This window comes from Streptomyces sp. NPDC093109 (assembly GCF_040701725.1).
Taxonomy (GTDB): Bacteria; Actinomycetota; Actinomycetes; order Streptomycetales; family Streptomycetaceae; genus Streptomyces.
In genome coordinates this window covers 1-15,339 of record NZ_JBFBEZ010000063.1, presented here as the reverse complement: position 1 = coordinate 15,339, position 15,339 = coordinate 1, and the positions used below count along the sequence as shown (strand labels likewise).

The 15,339-nt window shown below is 71.8% G+C and carries 12 protein-coding genes; 9 read left to right on the top strand and 3 right to left on the bottom strand.

Annotation, left to right across the window (positions count from 1 at the left end; all coding sequences use genetic code 11):
• Positions 1-7 precede the first annotated feature (7 nt).
• From AB0389_RS35350 to AB0389_RS35335, 4 genes are all read left to right on the top strand, one after another.
• Positions 8-586 (top strand): GNAT family protein, encoded by a 579-nt coding sequence (locus AB0389_RS35350; RefSeq protein ID WP_366399666.1) that lies wholly within the window; start codon positions 8-10, stop codon positions 584-586.
• A 10-nt stretch (positions 587-596) separates the two neighbouring features.
• Positions 597-1,208, top strand: coding sequence for a hypothetical protein (locus AB0389_RS35345; protein WP_366399665.1), 612 nt, complete (start codon positions 597-599; stop codon positions 1,206-1,208).
• 194 nt (positions 1,209-1,402) lie between these two features.
• Entirely contained in the window at positions 1,403-1,588 is a 186-nt protein-coding gene (locus AB0389_RS35340; protein WP_366399664.1) for a hypothetical protein, read from the top strand.
• Positions 1,589-1,659: 71 nt separating this feature from the next.
• Positions 1,660-4,677: a BREX system ATP-binding domain-containing protein gene (locus tag AB0389_RS35335; RefSeq protein WP_366399663.1), complete on the top strand. Its 3,018-nt coding sequence runs from the start codon at positions 1,660-1,662 to the stop codon at positions 4,675-4,677.
• Here the strand turns inward: AB0389_RS35335 and AB0389_RS35330 are convergent.
• From AB0389_RS35330 to AB0389_RS35320, 3 genes are all read right to left on the bottom strand, one after another.
• Complete coding sequence (locus tag AB0389_RS35330) at positions 4,668-4,877, bottom strand: DUF6191 domain-containing protein (RefSeq protein WP_366399662.1); 210 nt, start codon at positions 4,875-4,877, stop codon at positions 4,668-4,670. The genes AB0389_RS35335 and AB0389_RS35330 overlap by 10 nt on opposite strands.
• Before the next feature lie 37 nt (positions 4,878-4,914).
• A complete protein-coding gene (locus AB0389_RS35325) occupies positions 4,915-6,072 on the bottom strand; it encodes a PQQ-dependent sugar dehydrogenase (protein WP_366399661.1) in 1,158 nt (385 codons plus the stop codon).
• A gap of 177 nt (positions 6,073-6,249) precedes the next feature.
• Positions 6,250-7,245 (bottom strand): aldo/keto reductase, encoded by a 996-nt coding sequence (locus AB0389_RS35320; RefSeq protein WP_366399660.1) that lies wholly within the window; start codon positions 7,243-7,245, stop codon positions 6,250-6,252.
• A gap of 84 nt (positions 7,246-7,329) precedes the next feature.
• On the opposite strand from AB0389_RS35320, the gene AB0389_RS35315 reads away from it, so the two are divergent.
• The 5 genes from AB0389_RS35315 to ilvC all read left to right on the top strand — a co-directional run bounded on the left by AB0389_RS35315 (position 7,330) and on the right by ilvC (position 15,248).
• Complete coding sequence (locus AB0389_RS35315) at positions 7,330-8,271, top strand: 2-hydroxyacid dehydrogenase (RefSeq protein ID WP_366399659.1); 942 nt, start codon at positions 7,330-7,332, stop codon at positions 8,269-8,271.
• A 337-nt stretch (positions 8,272-8,608) separates the two neighbouring features.
• Positions 8,609-11,482: an EAL domain-containing protein gene (locus AB0389_RS35310; protein ID WP_366399680.1), complete on the top strand. Its 2,874-nt coding sequence runs from the start codon at positions 8,609-8,611 to the stop codon at positions 11,480-11,482.
• A gap of 217 nt (positions 11,483-11,699) precedes the next feature.
• Positions 11,700-13,556 (top strand): acetolactate synthase large subunit, encoded by a 1,857-nt coding sequence (locus AB0389_RS35305; RefSeq protein ID WP_366399658.1) that lies wholly within the window; start codon positions 11,700-11,702, stop codon positions 13,554-13,556.
• A gap of 29 nt (positions 13,557-13,585) precedes the next feature.
• Positions 13,586-14,110: an acetolactate synthase small subunit gene (gene ilvN / locus AB0389_RS35300; protein WP_066945691.1), complete on the top strand. Its 525-nt coding sequence runs from the start codon at positions 13,586-13,588 to the stop codon at positions 14,108-14,110.
• A 136-nt stretch (positions 14,111-14,246) separates the two neighbouring features.
• Positions 14,247-15,248 carry a ketol-acid reductoisomerase gene (gene ilvC / locus AB0389_RS35295; RefSeq protein WP_114662226.1) on the top strand — a complete coding sequence of 334 codons (1,002 nt, stop codon included), beginning with the start codon at positions 14,247-14,249 and terminating at the stop codon, positions 15,246-15,248.
• The last annotated feature ends 91 nt before the right edge of the window (positions 15,249-15,339 follow it).

The following is a 15,339-nucleotide window of genomic DNA, read 5'->3' as shown; positions in this document are numbered from 1 at the left end:
GAGCAGGATGTTCGCCGTACCGCTGGGGGACGACGCCGAGTTGTGTCCCCTTGAACCCTGGCAGGCCGGGGAGTTCCTCGCGCACATGGACCGCGCCCGCGATCTGGTCGGCGAGCACATCGGGCTCGCCGACGCCGTCTCCGACCCCGCGTCCGCCCTGGCGCTGCTGACCGCGTACGCCCAGAAGCAGGCCGCCGACACCGGGCGTATCTACGGGATCCGGGTCGGCTCCACGCTGGTCGGCGGGGTCCTCTTCCGCGTCTTCGACGCGAAGGCCGGCAACTGCGAGGTGGGCTGCTGGCTGGAGCCCGCGGCGACCGGCCGCGGGCTGGTCACACGGGCCGCGCGGGTGCTGATCGACTGGGCCGTCGAGGAGCGCGGAATGCACCGCGTGGAGTGGCGGGTCTCGACCGGGAACGCGGCGAGCATCCGGGTCGCCCAGCGGCTCGGCATGGTCAGGGAAGGCGTACTGCGGGCCGAGTACCAGCACCGGGGAAGGCGGGCGGACGCCGAGGTCTGGTCGGTTCTCGCGCCGGAGTGGCGTGCGGCCCGGCCTTCTCAGGAAGCTCTCAGACAGGCCCCCTAGCGTGCGCCGTATGAACCCCACCCCCGAGACCAAGACCCCCGAGACCGACGCCCCGGACCTGACCAAGTCCGCTGCCGGGAATGACGCCAAGGCCGAGGTCAAGGACCAGGTCGAGGCCGAGAACAAGGCCGAGGTCACCGAGGTCACCGAGGTCACCGAGGTCAAGGACGAGGACGAAGCCGACGAGGACGACGTGGACGAGGACGCCGAGGACGCCGAAGAGGCCGCCCCGGCCAACGCCTCGTCCGGTCTCGGCTCCGCCGCCTCCGCCGTCCTCGCCGTCTGCCTCGGCATCGTCGCCCTCACCGGGACCTGGACCAGCCGTGTCCTCGCCGAGCGTCAGGGGCTCGTCGGCCAGCTCAAGACCGGCCAGTCCGCCACCGCCGAGCAGCAGATAGCCGCGATCTACGGCGACGCCTGGCATGTCACCGCGGCGGTCAACGGCGGCGTCGCGCTGGTGGCGCTGATCATCGGCGCCATCGTCCTCGCCCTGCCGGTGGGCCGTACCGCCTGGGTCCGTCCCTTCGCGCTGGCCGGCGCGGTGCTCGGCTTCCTCGGTCTGCTGACGGCCGTCGCCATGTACTTCGACCTCTTCGCGGCCATGCCGACCACCTCCTCCTGAGGCGCGGAATAACGTACGCCACCCCGGCCGGAGTACGGCCTTAGGCCGTAAGCCGGTCCCTACCCGGGCCATGCCCCCTTTTCTAAGGCACCGGGGCCCGTCAACATGCGGCACACTCCCGATGCGGCTCCACCCCCTGGGAGACGAAGGTTGAGGCATCAGCAGGACGCCACAGCACTTCCCAGGGGGACCGGATGTACACGTACGAACTTCACCAGCTCCGAAGCGCCGAGCTGCTCCGTGAGGCCGCCGACCGCCGACTGGTGCGGGAGGTCCGCCAGGCCCGCAAGCAGGCCCGGCGCGCGGCCCGGCGATCGGCCGGCAACGCCTCGGAGGGGCAGGTGAGTCCGCCCCGCGACCGGTTCGGCCACGCCGCGTGACCTGGGCAGATGCGGCAGGGCCTGGCTCCGGGCCGCCGAAATCCAGTGCCGCGTTGTCAGACCCCTGTGCGATGCTCGGCACTGTGGAGACCAGGTCTGTCAGCCCGGTGTTCGTCGGCAGGACCGGCGAGCTGACCGTGCTCACCCAAGCGCTCGCCCGCGCCACCGCGGGCGAGCCCCAGGCGTTGCTCATCGGTGGCGAGGCGGGGGTCGGCAAGACCCGGCTCGTCGAGGAGCTGCGCGAGGTGGCGTGCGCGCGCGAGGCCGTCGTCGTGACCGGCGGCTGTGTCGAGATCGGCGCGGACGGACTGCCGTTCGCCCCCTTCTCCACCGCGCTGCGCTCCCTGCGCCGCCAACTGCCCGAGGAGCTGGTCACGGCGGCGGACGGCCAGGAGGACGAGCTGGCCAGGATCCTGCCCGAGCTGGGCCGGTCCCACCGCGGCCCGCTGGACGAGGACGGGACCGCACGGCTCTTCGAGCTCACCGCCCGGCTGCTGGAGCGGCTCGCGGCGGACCGTACGGTCGTGCTCGTCCTGGAGGATCTGCACTGGGCGGACGCCTCCACCCGCCATCTCCTCGCCTACCTCATCCGCGCGCTGCGCCGGGGCCGGCTCGTCGTGCTCGGTACGTACCGCGCCGACGACCTGCACCGCCGCCATCCGCTGCGCCCGCTCCTCGCCGAGCTGGACCGGCTGCGCTCCGTCCGCCGGATCGAGCTGTCCCGGTTCAACCGGGCCGAGGTGCGGCGCCAGCTCACCGGAATCCTCGCCGCGGAGCCCGATCCCGGCCTGGTGGACCAGATCTTCGAACGCTCCGACGGGAACGCGTTCTTCGTGGAGGAGCTGGCCTGTTCCCTGGAGGCCGGCTCCCACGCGGGACTCAGCGACTCCCTGCGCGATCTGCTGCTCGTCAGGGTCGAGGCGCTTCCCGAGGACGCCCAGCGGGTCGCCAGGATCGTCGCCGAGGGCGGCACCACCGTCGAGTACCCGCTGCTGCTGGCCGTCGCCCGGCTCGCGGAGGACGATCTCATCGAGGCGCTGCGGGCCGCAGTCGGCGCCAACATCCTGCTGCCGACCCCGGACGGCGACGGCTACCGCTTCCGGCACTCCCTGGTGCGCGAGGCGGTCAGCGACGATCTGCTGCCCGGCGAGCGGTCCCGGCTCAACCGCCGCTTCGCCGAGGTGCTGGAGGCCGACCCCGGGCTCGTACGGGCCGACGAGCGCACCACCCGCCTCGCCAGCCACTGGTACCACGCGCACGACCCGGCGAAGGCCCTGCCCGTCGTACTGCGCGCCTCCGTCGAGGCCCGGGCGCGCTACGCGCACGCGGAGCAACTGCGCCTGCTGGAGCGGGCCATGGAGCTGTGGGACAGCGCCCCCGCCGAGGTACGGCGCACCCTGCGCCCGCCGGACGACCTGGACGCGTATCCCGCCTGCGGGGGCGGTCCGCCCTCGGCGCCGCTGAGCTATCTGGATCTGATGGCGGAGGCGACGGACGCCGCCCGCGTCGGTGGCGAGAACGAACGCGCCCTGGCCATCTCGAAGAAGGCGCTGCGGATCCTCGACGGTGAGGACGAGGGGCACGATCCGCTGCGCGCCGCGTGGTTCTGGATCCAGCGCTCCCGGCTGATGCAGAACCTGACCCGCGGCGACGGCTGGCGGGAGCTGGCCACGGCACAGGACCTGGTGCGCGGTCTCCAGCCGTCCGCCGTGCACGCGGAAGTCCTCACCGTGGTCGCCGCCTGGGGCGCGCTGCACCGGCCGGGGCCCGATGTCCTGGCCGCCGCGGAGCGCGCCGTGGAGTACGCGCGGCTCGTCGGCGCCGAACACACCGAGACGAACGCCCATCTCACCCGGGGCTGGCTCATCGCCGACGCCGGCCACACCGAGGCGGGCATCGCCGAGATATACGCGGCCCGCGCCCGGGCCGTCGAACTGGACGCCGTGGGGATCCTGGGACGCGCCAGCATCAACCTGCCCTCCACGCTGGAGAGCAACGGCCGCTCCGAGGAGGCGGTGAAGGCCGCCCAGGAGGGCGTCGCCTTCACCCATCAGCGCGGACTCGCCGACACGGAGGCATGGGTCCGCTCCAATCTGGCCCAGTCCCTCTTCTCACTCGGCCGCTGGTCCGAGGAGGACACCGTCCTCGCGGACGCGGCCGACCTCGCCCAGTCGAAGAAGGCCCGTGGGCTGCTCGCCATACGCCGCGCGGAACTCGCCCTGGCCCGGGGAGACTTCGAAGAGGCGGGGCGTCAGGTGGAGCTGAACCGGGGCTACTTCGGCACCCACGACTTCCAGCCGCAGCACGTCATCACCCCGGCCAGGCTGATGATGATCGTCGATGCGCAGCGGGGTGAACTGGCCGCAGCCCGGGCAGAGTTCCGGCAGATCACCGCGGACGGCTTCCCACTGGGCACCCATCGGTACGCGCTGCCGCTGCTCTGTACGGCGGCGGCGATCGAGGCCGACGCACGAGGGCTGCCGGAGGCCGACGCGGGCCGGGCCGAGGTGCTCGCGACCGTACGGGCCCTCGGGAAGCGGCTGCCGACCCTGGTGCCCGTCTGGCAGGCGTACGGCCTCCTCCTGGAGGCGGAGCTGGCGCGGGCCGAGGGCCTGCCCGCGCCGGAGCACTGGAACCGTACGGTCGCCGCCTTCGAGGGCGTCTCGCGCCCCTACGAGCTGGCGCACGCCCGGCTGCGGCTCGCGGCGGCCCTGCTGGACTCCGGCGCCGACCGTTCCGACGCCGCGAAGCCGCTGCTCGCGGCCCACACCACCGCCACCGCGCTCGGCGCGCGCCCCCTGGCCGACGAGATCGGGCTGCTGGCCGGGCGGGCCAGGATCGCTCTCACTGGCGAGCCCGACGAGGCGCCGCCCGTCGACCCGGTCCGCGCCCTGGGCCTGACCCCGCGCGAGCGGGACGTGCTGCGGCTGGTCGCCGCCGGGCACAGCAACCGGGGGATAGCCGAGGAGCTGTACATCTCGCCCAAGACCGCGAGCGTCCACGTCTCCAACATCCTGGCCAAGCTGGGCGTCTCGGGACGCACGGAAGCGGCGGCCTTCGCCCACCGCCTCCGCCTCTTTCAGCCCTGAGGATCCGCCTCGCCAGGATCCGCCTCGCCAGGATCCTCATCGTCCCGGACCCGTATCGTCACCTTGCCGGACGAGAGGTCTATCGGGCCGCGCCCCGGGTCGCCGGCCTCGGAGTCGACGCGGCTCAGCTCCAGCCTCTTCCGCTCCTCGTGGGTGTGCTTGCGGCCCGGCGCGAAGATCTCCTCGAACATATTGAACACAGTCCGCTCACACCCTCACCCTTGCTCGATCTCACCCTTACCCGACCGTCAGCCGGATGATCCTGTCGTCCCCCGCGCTCGGGGTGCCCCGGCCGTCCATGTTGCTGCTGACCAGCCACAACCGGTCACCGCCGGCCGCGAGCACCGTACGCAGACGGCCGTACTCGTCCTTGAGGAACGCCTCGGGGGCCGCCGCGGATTCCCGGCCCGCCAGCGGAATCCGCCAGAGCCGCTCCCCGCGCAGCCCCGCCATCCACAGGGAGCCCTCCGCGTACGCCAGACCGCTCGGCGACGCCTCGTCCGTCCGCCACTGCGCCACCGGGTCCACATAGCCGGCCCGGTCGGCCCTGCCCTCCACCACCGGCCAGCCGTAGTTCTTGCCGGGCTCGATCAGATTCAGCTCGTCCCATGTGTTCTGGCCGAATTCCGCCGCCCACAGCCGGCCCTCCGCGTCCCAGGCGAGACCCTGCACATTGCGGTGGCCCAGGGAGTACACCACCGAGTCCGCCGACGGGTTCCCGTGCACCGGCTGCCCGTCCGGCGTCATCCGCAGGATCTTCCCGCCCAGCGACTTCGGGTCCTGGGAGAGCCCCGTGTCGCCCGCCTCGCCCGTGCCCGCGTACAGCATGCCGTCCGGCCCGAAGGCGATCCGGCCGCCGTTGTGGATGGTCCCCTTCGGGATGCCGCGCAGTACGGTGTCGGGCGCGCCCAACTGCTGCCCGGCGGGCTTCTTCGGGTCGTACAGCATCCGGGCGACGCGGTTGTCCGACTCGGTGGTGAAGTACGCGTACACGAGACGGTCCGAGGCGTACGAGCGGGAGACCGCGATCCCCAGCAGACCCCCCTCGCCGGCCGCGGCGACCCCGGGCACCGAGCCGATCACGGTCCGCTTCCCGCTCTCCGCGTCGACGCGGGTGATCGTCCCCTCGTCGCGCGAGGAGACGAGCAGCCCGCCGTCCGGCAGGGCCGCCAGCCCCCAGGGCGACGCGAGCCCCTCCGTCAGCGTCGCCGCCACCTTCACCGACCCCTTCGCGGGCGGCGGCGACGGGCTGGCCGTCACCCCCTCGGAGGACGGCGCCGCCGCCGGGCTCGACGCGGGGCTTCTGCCGAGGTCGGGAGCGCGGTCGGACGAGCATCCGGTGGCCACGAGGAGAGCGGCAGCGGCACACACGGCCGTCACTGCTGAACGCTGCACGGGTCCGTTCCCTTCGACGAGCTGAGACGAGACGAGACGAGTTGAGACGAGACGAGCCGAGCCGGGATCCGGCGGAGGAAAGACCGCCGTCCCCTGTTCATACACCGCTGCCCCGACCAGAGTTCCCGACGCGGCGCCCCACGGCTCTCACACCCACGGCTCGCACACCCACGGCTGTCACACCCACGACTCCCGTACCGGCGGCAGAGCGGCGATCTCGGCCAGATCCCGCTCCGTCAGCGTCAGCTCCGCCGCCCCCGCGTTCTCCACCGCCCACTCCACCCGCTTCGTCCCCGGCAGCGGCACCACATGGCGCCCCCGGCTCAGCACCCACGCCAGCGCCACCTGCGCCGGCGTCGCCCCGTGCCGCTCCGCGATCCGCCGCAGCCCCACCACCAGCGGCTGGTTCGAGGCCATGATCTCGGCCGTGAACCGGGGGTGGCGGGCGCGCAGATCGTCCGGCTCGAAACCCTGCCCCGGAGTGAGCGTGCCGGTCAGGAAACCGTTGCCCAGCGGCATCGCCGCCAGGAACCCGATCCCGCGCGCCTCGCACCACGGCAGCAGCCGGTCCAGTGCCTCCGGCGACCACACCGACAGCTCCGCCTCCACCGCGCTCACCGGGAACACCTGCTGCACCCGCTCCAGCTGCCGGATCGTCGCCTCGTGCAGATGCGCGCCCGACCGCCGCCGCGAGGCGCGCGCGCCCACCGCGCACAGCCCCAGCGCCCGTACCTTCCCCGCCCGCACCAGCTCCGACATCGCCCCCCAGGTCTCCTCGACCGGTATCTCGGGATCCGCGCGGTGCAGCTGGTAGAGATCGATCACATCGGTCTGGAGCCGCCGCAGCGAGGCGTCGCAGGCGCGCCGTACGTAGTTCGGCCTGCCGTTGGCCACTATGTGCTGATCGCCGACGAGCAGCCCACACTTGGTCGAGACGAAGACCTCGTCCCTCCGCTGCCCGACCACCCGCCCCAGCAGCAGTTCATTGGTGAAGGGGCCGTACATGTCGGCCGTGTCGAGCAGGCTCGTCCCGGCGTCGAGCGCCGCGTGCACGGTACGGAGCGACCGTTCGCCGCGCTGCTGCGAACCGGTGTAGGCCCAGTGCATGGGCATGCAGCCGAGTCCGACCGCCCCCACGTCGAGCGCCGCCGCACCGATTGTCCTGCGCTCCAACTGCCCGTACCCCTCCCAAGACCGACCGGCGCCGCCCTCAAGCTAACCTCATCACCCCGGCGGGCTTCGCATAGCCTCCTGACCATGACTTCAGACGTATGGCTGCCGCTTCCCGCGGACGAGATCGAGGGCCTTCCCGAGGGGCTGGACTACCGCTTCTGGGACGGTGAGGACGACTATCCCGCCGACCCGGCCGACTGCGCCTTCTACGTGGTCCCGTACATGTCACGGGCGGGGGTCGCGATACGGCCGCTCGCCGCCATGACGTCCGTACGCGTCGTACAGACCCTGTCCGCCGGTGTCGACAACGTGGCCCCCGCGCTCGGCGCGCTGCCCCCGGGCGTACGGCTGTGCAACGCCAAGGGCGTCCACGAGGCCAGCACGGCCGAACTGGCTCTCACCCTGACGCTCGCCTCGCTGCGCGGCGTCCCGGGCTTCGTCAGGGACCAGGACCGGGGGGAGTGGCGGTCCGGCTTCCACGAGTCGCTCGCCGACAAGTCCGTGCTGATCGTCGGATACGGGTCGATCGGCGCGGCCATCGAGGACCGGCTCGCGCCCTTCGAGTGCGCGCGGGTGGCGCGCGTCGCGCGCTCCGCCCGCACCACCGCGCGCGGTCAGGTCCACGCGTTCACCGAACTCCCCGCGCTGCTGCCCGAGGCGGATGTCGTCATTCTCTCGACGCCGCTCACCGACAGCACGAAGGGCCTGGCCGGAGCCGGTTTCCTGGCGCGCATGAAGGACGGCGCGCTGCTCGTGAACGTCGCGCGCGGCGGCGTCGTCGACACCAAGGCGCTCCTCGCCGAGCTGGAGAGCGGCCGGCTCCGGGCGGCCCTCGATGTCACCGACCCCGAACCCCTGCCGCGCGACCATCCGCTCTGGCATGCTCCGGGTGTTCTGATCAGTCCCCATGTCGGCGGACCCACCTCCGCCTTCCTGCCCCGGGCGCGGCGGCTGCTGGCCCGGCAGCTGACCCGATTCGCCGCCGGGGAGGAGCTGTTGAACGTCGTCCTCACCACGGAGGGCTGAAAGACCGGGCGGGCGGGGCCCGTTCAGCACGCTCCGCACCCGCGCGGACACCCTCGCGGGACCCCCGGTGGCCACAACTCCCCAGGTCGTCACGGAGAGTAGAAGAACTATGTCCCTGAGTGACGAGTCTGGTGTATCGTCCCGATCTGGGGGCTGTGCCGTCCCTGGGGCGGCGCGGCGGAGCGATCAGGAACAGAGGGGGGCGACGGGCGATGTACGGCCAATGGACGAACGATCCGACGCGGCAGAGGCGCCGGCGGCGACCTCCGGACACCCCGGAGCGCACGCCGGCACCCGCGGCGGCACCTCACGGAGCGGTCCGGTGAGCGCCGAGGGCATGGCCGTCGGCGGACGCGCGGTCGCCGGCGGGAGTTCGGGGCTGCTTCCACAGCTGGCGCTTGCCCTGATCTGCGGGGGATACGCCACCGGCGCGGCACTGGGCTGGGGTTCGGAGCGGCTCGCCCTGTTCATGGGCGACTTCGGGCTGAGCATCGCCGCGCTGATCGCCGCGGTCTCCTGTTTCTGCTACGCGCGTGGCCATGTCAGCCGGTTCCGGCCGGCCTGGCTGCTCTTCGCGTTCTCCTCCGCGATGGCCTCCGCCGGGAACGCAGTCTGGGGCTGGTACGAGGTCGTCCTCGGCCGGACGGTACCGAGCCCGTCCGTCGCGGACCTGCTCTTCCTGTGCTTCGCACCGCCGGCCATCGTGGGCCTGCTGGTCCTCGCCAAACGCCCGGTCAGCAGGGCCGGCTGGGTCTGTCTCGCGCTGGACTCCTGGCTCATCGGCGGCTCGCTGCTCACCCTCTCCTGGAGCCTCGCCCTCGCCCGTACCACGACCATCCAGGGCGAGAGCGTCCTGCAGTCCGCGCTCTCCCTCGCCTATCCGCTCCTCGACATCGTGCTCGTCAGCATGGTTCTCGCGCTGCACTTCCGGCGGGCCACCGGCAACCGCTCCGCGGTCAACACCGCGATCGCCGCCCTCGCCCTGACCGTGCTCTGCGACGCGCTCTTCACCTCCCCGCTGCTGCGCGACACCTACCGCTCGGGCCAGCTGCTGGACGCCGGCTGGTTCGCCGGGTCGCTGCTCCTCGCGTACGCGCCCTGGGGCGCGCGCCGGATGGCCGAGACGGCTCCCGCGCCGCCCAGGCCGGGGCGCCACACCACCCCGATCGCCAGCTCGCTGGCCGCGCTCACGCCGTACCTCGCCGCGGCCGTCTGCACCCTGGGCATCCTCTACAACGTCATCGAGGGCCGCCGGGTCGACCGCGTCGTGGTCCTCACCGGCTGCACGGTCGTGCTCGCCCTGGTCGTACGGCAGGGCATCATGCTCGTCGACAACATCGCGCTCACCCATGAACTCGCGCACAAGGAGAACCACTTCCGCTCCCTGGTGCAGGGCTCCAGCGACGTCATCATGATCGCCGCGCCCTCCGGCATACTCCGCTACGTCAGCCCCGCAGCCGCGGGCGTGTACGGGCGCGACGCCGAGGACCTCGTCGGCGCCGAGCTGTCCTCGATCATCCACCCGGACGACCTGGGCCGGGTCATCCGCGAGGTCCGGCGCTTCCTGGCCGCCCCGCCCGCCGAGGAGCCCACGACCCGGATCGAGTGCCGGTTCCGGTCGGGCAGCGGCGGCTGGCTCAATGTGGAGTCCACCGTCAACCGCCACCAGGGCGGGCTGATCTTCAACAGCCGGGACGTCACCGAGCGCGTCCGGCTCCAGGCCCAGCTCCAGCACAACGCCGAGCACGACCCGCTCACCGACCTCCCCAACCGCGCCCTGTTCACCGAACGCGTCCGCCAGGCCCTCTCCGGCCGCCGCGCGACCGACCCCGGCACGGCCGTCCTCTTCATCGACCTCGACGGCTTCAAGGGCGTCAACGACCGGCTGGGCCACCAGGCCGGCGACGAACTGCTCATCATGGCCGCCCACCGGCTCCAGGACTCCGTACGGGCCGGGGACACCGCCGCCAGGCTCGGCGGCGACGAGTTCGCCGCCCTCGTCCTCGGCGACGGCTCGCCCGACCAGTCCGCCCGCGAGTACCAGGTCCACGAGATCGCCGACCGGCTCAGGCTCCGGCTCTCCCAGCCGTACCGGATCGACGGCAACGACGTCCGCGTCGCCGCCTCCATCGGGGTCGCCTTCGCCGAGCCGGGCATAACCCCCAGCAGCCTCATGCGCAACGCCGACCTCGCGATGTACCGCGCCAAGGCCGCGGGCAAGGACCGCGTCGAGATGTACGCGCCCCAGATGCAGGCCGACGTGGTCCGCAGGACCGAGCTGGCGGCCCGGCTGCGCACCGCCCTGCACGACGGCGAGTTCGCGCTGCTGCACCAGCCCGTGGTGCATCTCACCTCGGGCCGGATCACGGCGGTCGCCGCCCAGGCCCGCTGGCGCTCCTCCCAGGGCATCCTCTTCACCCCCGCCGAGTTCCTGCGCGTCGCCGACGACGGTGACCGCACCGCCGAACTCGGCCGCTGGCTCCTCGAACACGCGGTGGAGGAGGCCGCGGAACGCATGCGCCTCGGCCATACCGTCGTCCCCGTGACGGTCCGGCTGCCGGCCCGCAGACTGCTCGACAAGTCGATGCCGCCCGGGGCCGTCGAGAGCCTGCTCGCCCGCCACCAGCTGCCCTCGGGCGCCCTGCTGATCGAGCTCTCCGACAGCGACCCGCGCGCCTCCCTGGACGAGCTGGAGCACCGTCTCGTCGCCCTGCGCCGGCTCGGCGTCCGGATCGCCCTCGACGGCTTCGGCAGCGGCTACGCGGCGATCAGCGCCCTGCGCAGGCTCCCCGTCGACGTACTCAAACTCGACCGCGCCCTGGTCGAGGGCGTCGTGGAGTCCGCCAGGCTGCACAAGATCACCGCGGGGCTGCTCCGGATCGCCCGCGACCTCGGTATGCAGTCCGTCGCCGACGGCGTGGACGTCCCCGAGCAGGTGATCGCCCTGCGCGCCATGGGCTGCACCCTCGGGCAGGGCATGGCCTTCTCCGGGCCGCTCGACGAGTACCGGCTGCGCCGGGCGCTGGCCGCCGGCTCCTTCCCGCTGCCGGGCGGCGCGCCCCTGCCCGTCCTCACGGGCGGCGCGCTCCCCGCGCGGCGCCCCCGTCCACCCGTCCCGCAGCAGGTCCCGCAGCAGGTCTCCGACCGGATTCCGCGTTCCGCCGTCCGTTCGAATAGCTCGAATAGTGAGACGCCCGTCCCACCCGCTTGACAGCCGGGGTGGGCCGGGAGGAGGGTCGCTTCCATGCGCACCCGAATTCTCGTACTTGGAAAGCGCGTCGGCTGAAGCAGAGCTCCTCACCCGCTCCGCAGAACGCACCGACGCGCTCCCCTCGCCTGCCTCACGGCACGGGGGGTTTTTTGTTGCACCGGAACGTCGCAAACCCTCGCAAACCTCGCTCACCCTCAGCTTCGAGAAGAGAATGCCGATGACCGACCAGGCCACCGGGGCCCACCATCCGCAGCCGCGGGCCCGTAACGGCGGACCGTCCTCCGCCTCCGTCTCCGTCGAGCACGTCACGGGCGCGCAGTCGCTCATCCGCTCTCTTGAGGAAGTGGGCGCCGACACGGTATTCGGCATTCCCGGCGGCGCCATCCTCCCGGCGTACGACCCGATGATGGACTCCACCCGGGTCCGGCACATCCTCGTCCGCCACGAGCAGGGCGCAGGCCACGCGGCCGAGGGCTACGCACAGGCCACCGGCAAGGTCGGGGTCTGTATGGCGACCTCGGGCCCCGGCGCCACCAACCTGGTCACCCCGATCGCCGACGCGCACATGGACTCCGTGCCGATCGTCGCGATCACCGGCCAGGTGGCCAGCGCGGCCATCGGGACCGACGCCTTCCAGGAGGCGGACATCTGCGGCATCACCATGCCGATCACCAAGCACAACTTCCTGGTCACCAAGGCCGAGGACATCCCGCGGACCATCGCGGAGGCGTTCCACATCGCCTCCACGGGCCGGCCGGGACCCGTCCTGGTCGACATCGCGAAGGACGCCCTCCAGGCGCGCACCACCTTCAGCTGGCCGCCCTCCCACGACCTGCCCGGCTACCGCCCGGTCACCAAGCCGCACGCCAAGCAGATCCGCGAGGCCGCCAAGCTGATCACCCAGGCGAGCCGCCCGGTGCTGTACGTCGGCGGCGGCGTCCTGAAGGCCGGCGCGACCGCCGAGCTGAAGGTCCTCGCCGAGCTGACCGGCGCGCCCGTCACCACCACCCTGATGGCCCTGGGCGCCTTCCCCGACAGCCACCCGCTGCATGTGGGCATGCCGGGCATGCACGGCGCGGTCACCGCCGTCACCGCGCTCCAGAAGGCCGACCTGATCGTCGCCCTCGGCGCCCGCTTCGACGACCGCGTCACCGGCAAGCTGGAGAGCTTCGCGCCGCACGCCAAGATCGTCCACGCCGATATCGACCCGGCCGAGATCGGCAAGAACCGCGTCGCGGACGTGCCGATCGTCGGGGACGCCCGCGAGGTCCTGGCCGATCTGGTCCAGGCCGTCCAGGCCGAGCACACCGAGGGCCACGTCGGCGACTACAGCGCCTGGTGGAACGACCTCAACCGCTGGCGCGAGACCTACCCCCTCGGCTACGACCAGCCCGGCGACGGCACCCTCTCGCCGCAGCAGGTCATCCAGCGCATCGGACAGCTCGCCCCCGAGGACACGATCTTCGCCGCGGGCGTCGGCCAGCACCAGATGTGGGCCGCGCACTTCATCGAGTACGAGAAGCCCTCCACCTGGCTGAACTCCGGCGGCGCCGGAACGATGGGCTACGCAGTCCCCGCTGCCATGGGCGCCAAGGCCGGGCAGCCGGACCGTACCGTCTGGGCCATCGACGGCGACGGCTGCTTCCAGATGACCAACCAGGAACTCACCACCTGCGCCCTGAACAACATCCCCATCAAGGTCGCGATCATCAACAACGGCGCGCTCGGGATGGTCCGCCAGTGGCAGACCCTCTTCTACAACCAGCGCTACTCCAACACCGTCCTGCACGCCGGTGACGGCAGCGGCAGCGGTCCGACCGGCGGCACCCGCGTCCCGGACTTCGTGAAGCTGGCCGAGGCCATGGGCTGCGTCGCCATGCGCTGCGAGTCCCCGGACGAGCTGGACGCGGTGATCGCCAAGGCCAACGCCGTCAACGACCGCCCCGTCGTGATCGACTTCATCGTCCACGAGGACGCCCAGGTCTGGCCGATGGTCGCCGCCGGCACCTCGAACGACGAGGTCATGGCCGCCCGGGACGTCCGTCCCGACTTCGGCGACAGCGCCGACGACTGAGCCGCGAGAACGAGAGAAGAGACGGACACATGACCAGGCACACCCTCTCCGTTCTGGTGGAGAACACCCCCGGCATCCTCGCCCGGATCGCCGCGCTGTTCTCCCGCCGCGGTTTCAACATCGACTCGCTCGCGGTCGGTGTCACAGAACACCCCGACATCTCCCGCATCACCATCGTGGTCAATGTCGAGGAACTGCCCCTGGAACAGGTGACGAAACAGCTCAACAAGCTGGTGAACGTCCTGAAGATCGTCGAACTCGAGCCCGGCGCTGCGATCCAGCGCGAGCTCGTCCTGGTGAAGGTCCGCGCGGACAACGAGACCCGCTCCCAGATCGTCGAGATCGTCCAGCTGTTCCGTGCCAAGACCGTCGACGTCTCACCCGAGGCCGTCACGATCGAGGCCACCGGATCGAGTGACAAGCTCGACGCCATGCTCAAGATGCTGGAGCAGTTCGGCATCAAGGAGCTGGTGCAGTCCGGGACGATCGCCATAGGGCGCGGCGCGCGGTCCATCACGGACCGCAGCCTCCGGGCGCTCGACCGCAGCGCGTAAGAGCCTGCCGGGCTCCAACGCGGGCGCCCACCCCCTCCCGGCTCGAATGCCGAGACCGGGAGACCACCATCAGCCGCCCCGCCGTACGGTGGGGAGCGAGCTGTTCCACCGAAGTGCACACCAAGGAGAAGACCCAGTGGCCGAGCTGTTCTACGACGACGATGCCGACCTGTCCATCATCCAGAACCGCAAGGTCGCGGTCATCGGATACGGCAGCCAGGGCCACGCCCACGCGCTGTCGCTCCGGGACTCGGGTGTCGACGTCCGGGTCGGCCTGCACGAGGGTTCGAAGTCCAAGGCCAAGGCCGAGGAGCAGGGCCTGCGCGTGGTGACGCCGGCGGAGGCCGCCGCCGAGGCCGACGTCATCATGATCCTGGTGCCGGACCCGATCCAGGGCCAGGTCTACGAGGAGTCCATCAAGGACAACCTGAAGGACGGCGACGCGCTGTTCTTCGGCCACGGCCTGAACATCCGGTACGGCTTCATCAAGCCGCCGGCCAACGTCGATGTCGCCATGGTCGCCCCCAAGGGCCCGGGCCACCTGGTCCGCCGCCAGTACGAGGAGGGCCGCGGCGTACCGTGTATCGCGGCCGTCGAGCAGGACTTCTCCGGCAAGGCGTTCGCGCTGGCCCTCTCCTACGCGAAGGGGATCGGCGGCACCCGCGCCGGCGTCATCAAGACGACCTTCAAGGAGGAGACCGAGACCGACCTCTTCGGCGAGCAGGCCGTCCTCTGCGGCGGCACCGCCGCGCTGGTCAAGGCGGGCTTCGAGACGCTGACCGAGGCCGGCTACCAGCCGGAGATCGCGTACTTCGAGTGCCTCCACGAGCTGAAGCTGATCGTGGACCTGATGTACGAGGGCGGCCTGGAGAAGATGCGCTGGTCGGTCTCCGAGACCGCCGAGTGGGGCGACTACGTCAGCGGCCCCCGCGTCATCACCGACCAGACCAAGGTCGAGATGAAGAAGATCCTGGCCGAGATCCAGGACGGTACGTTCGCCAAGAACTGGATGGACGAGTACCACGGCGGTCTGAAGAAGTACAACGAGTACAAGAAGGCGGACAGCGACAGCCTGCTGGCCACCACCGGCGCCGAGCTGCGCAAGCTCATGAGCTGGGTCGACAACGACGACGCGTAGTACCTGACGGGCGGCCCCGGTCCGCGCGGAATTCCCGGCGGGCCCGGGGCCGCCCGACCCGCGCCCCAGCCCCGCGCCCCCGACGGGTTGT

Bases quoted from the DNA above. Each gene is read 5' to 3' on its own strand.
- AB0389_RS35350 (WP_366399666.1), top strand. From the start codon at position 8: ATGTTCGCCGTACCGCTGGGGGACGACGCCGAGTTGTGTCCCCTTGAA.
- AB0389_RS35345 (WP_366399665.1), top strand. From the start codon at position 597: ATGAACCCCACCCCCGAGACCAAGACCCCCGAGACCGACGCCCCGGAC.
- AB0389_RS35340 (WP_366399664.1), top strand. From the start codon at position 1,403: ATGTACACGTACGAACTTCACCAGCTCCGAAGCGCCGAGCTGCTCCGT.
- AB0389_RS35335 (WP_366399663.1), top strand. From the start codon at position 1,660: ATGCTCGGCACTGTGGAGACCAGGTCTGTCAGCCCGGTGTTCGTCGGC.
- AB0389_RS35315 (WP_366399659.1), top strand. From the start codon at position 7,330: ATGACTTCAGACGTATGGCTGCCGCTTCCCGCGGACGAGATCGAGGGC.
- AB0389_RS35310 (WP_366399680.1), top strand. From the start codon at position 8,609: ATGGCCGTCGGCGGACGCGCGGTCGCCGGCGGGAGTTCGGGGCTGCTT.
- AB0389_RS35305 (WP_366399658.1), top strand. From the start codon at position 11,700: ATGACCGACCAGGCCACCGGGGCCCACCATCCGCAGCCGCGGGCCCGT.
- ilvN (WP_066945691.1), top strand. From the start codon at position 13,586: ATGACCAGGCACACCCTCTCCGTTCTGGTGGAGAACACCCCCGGCATC.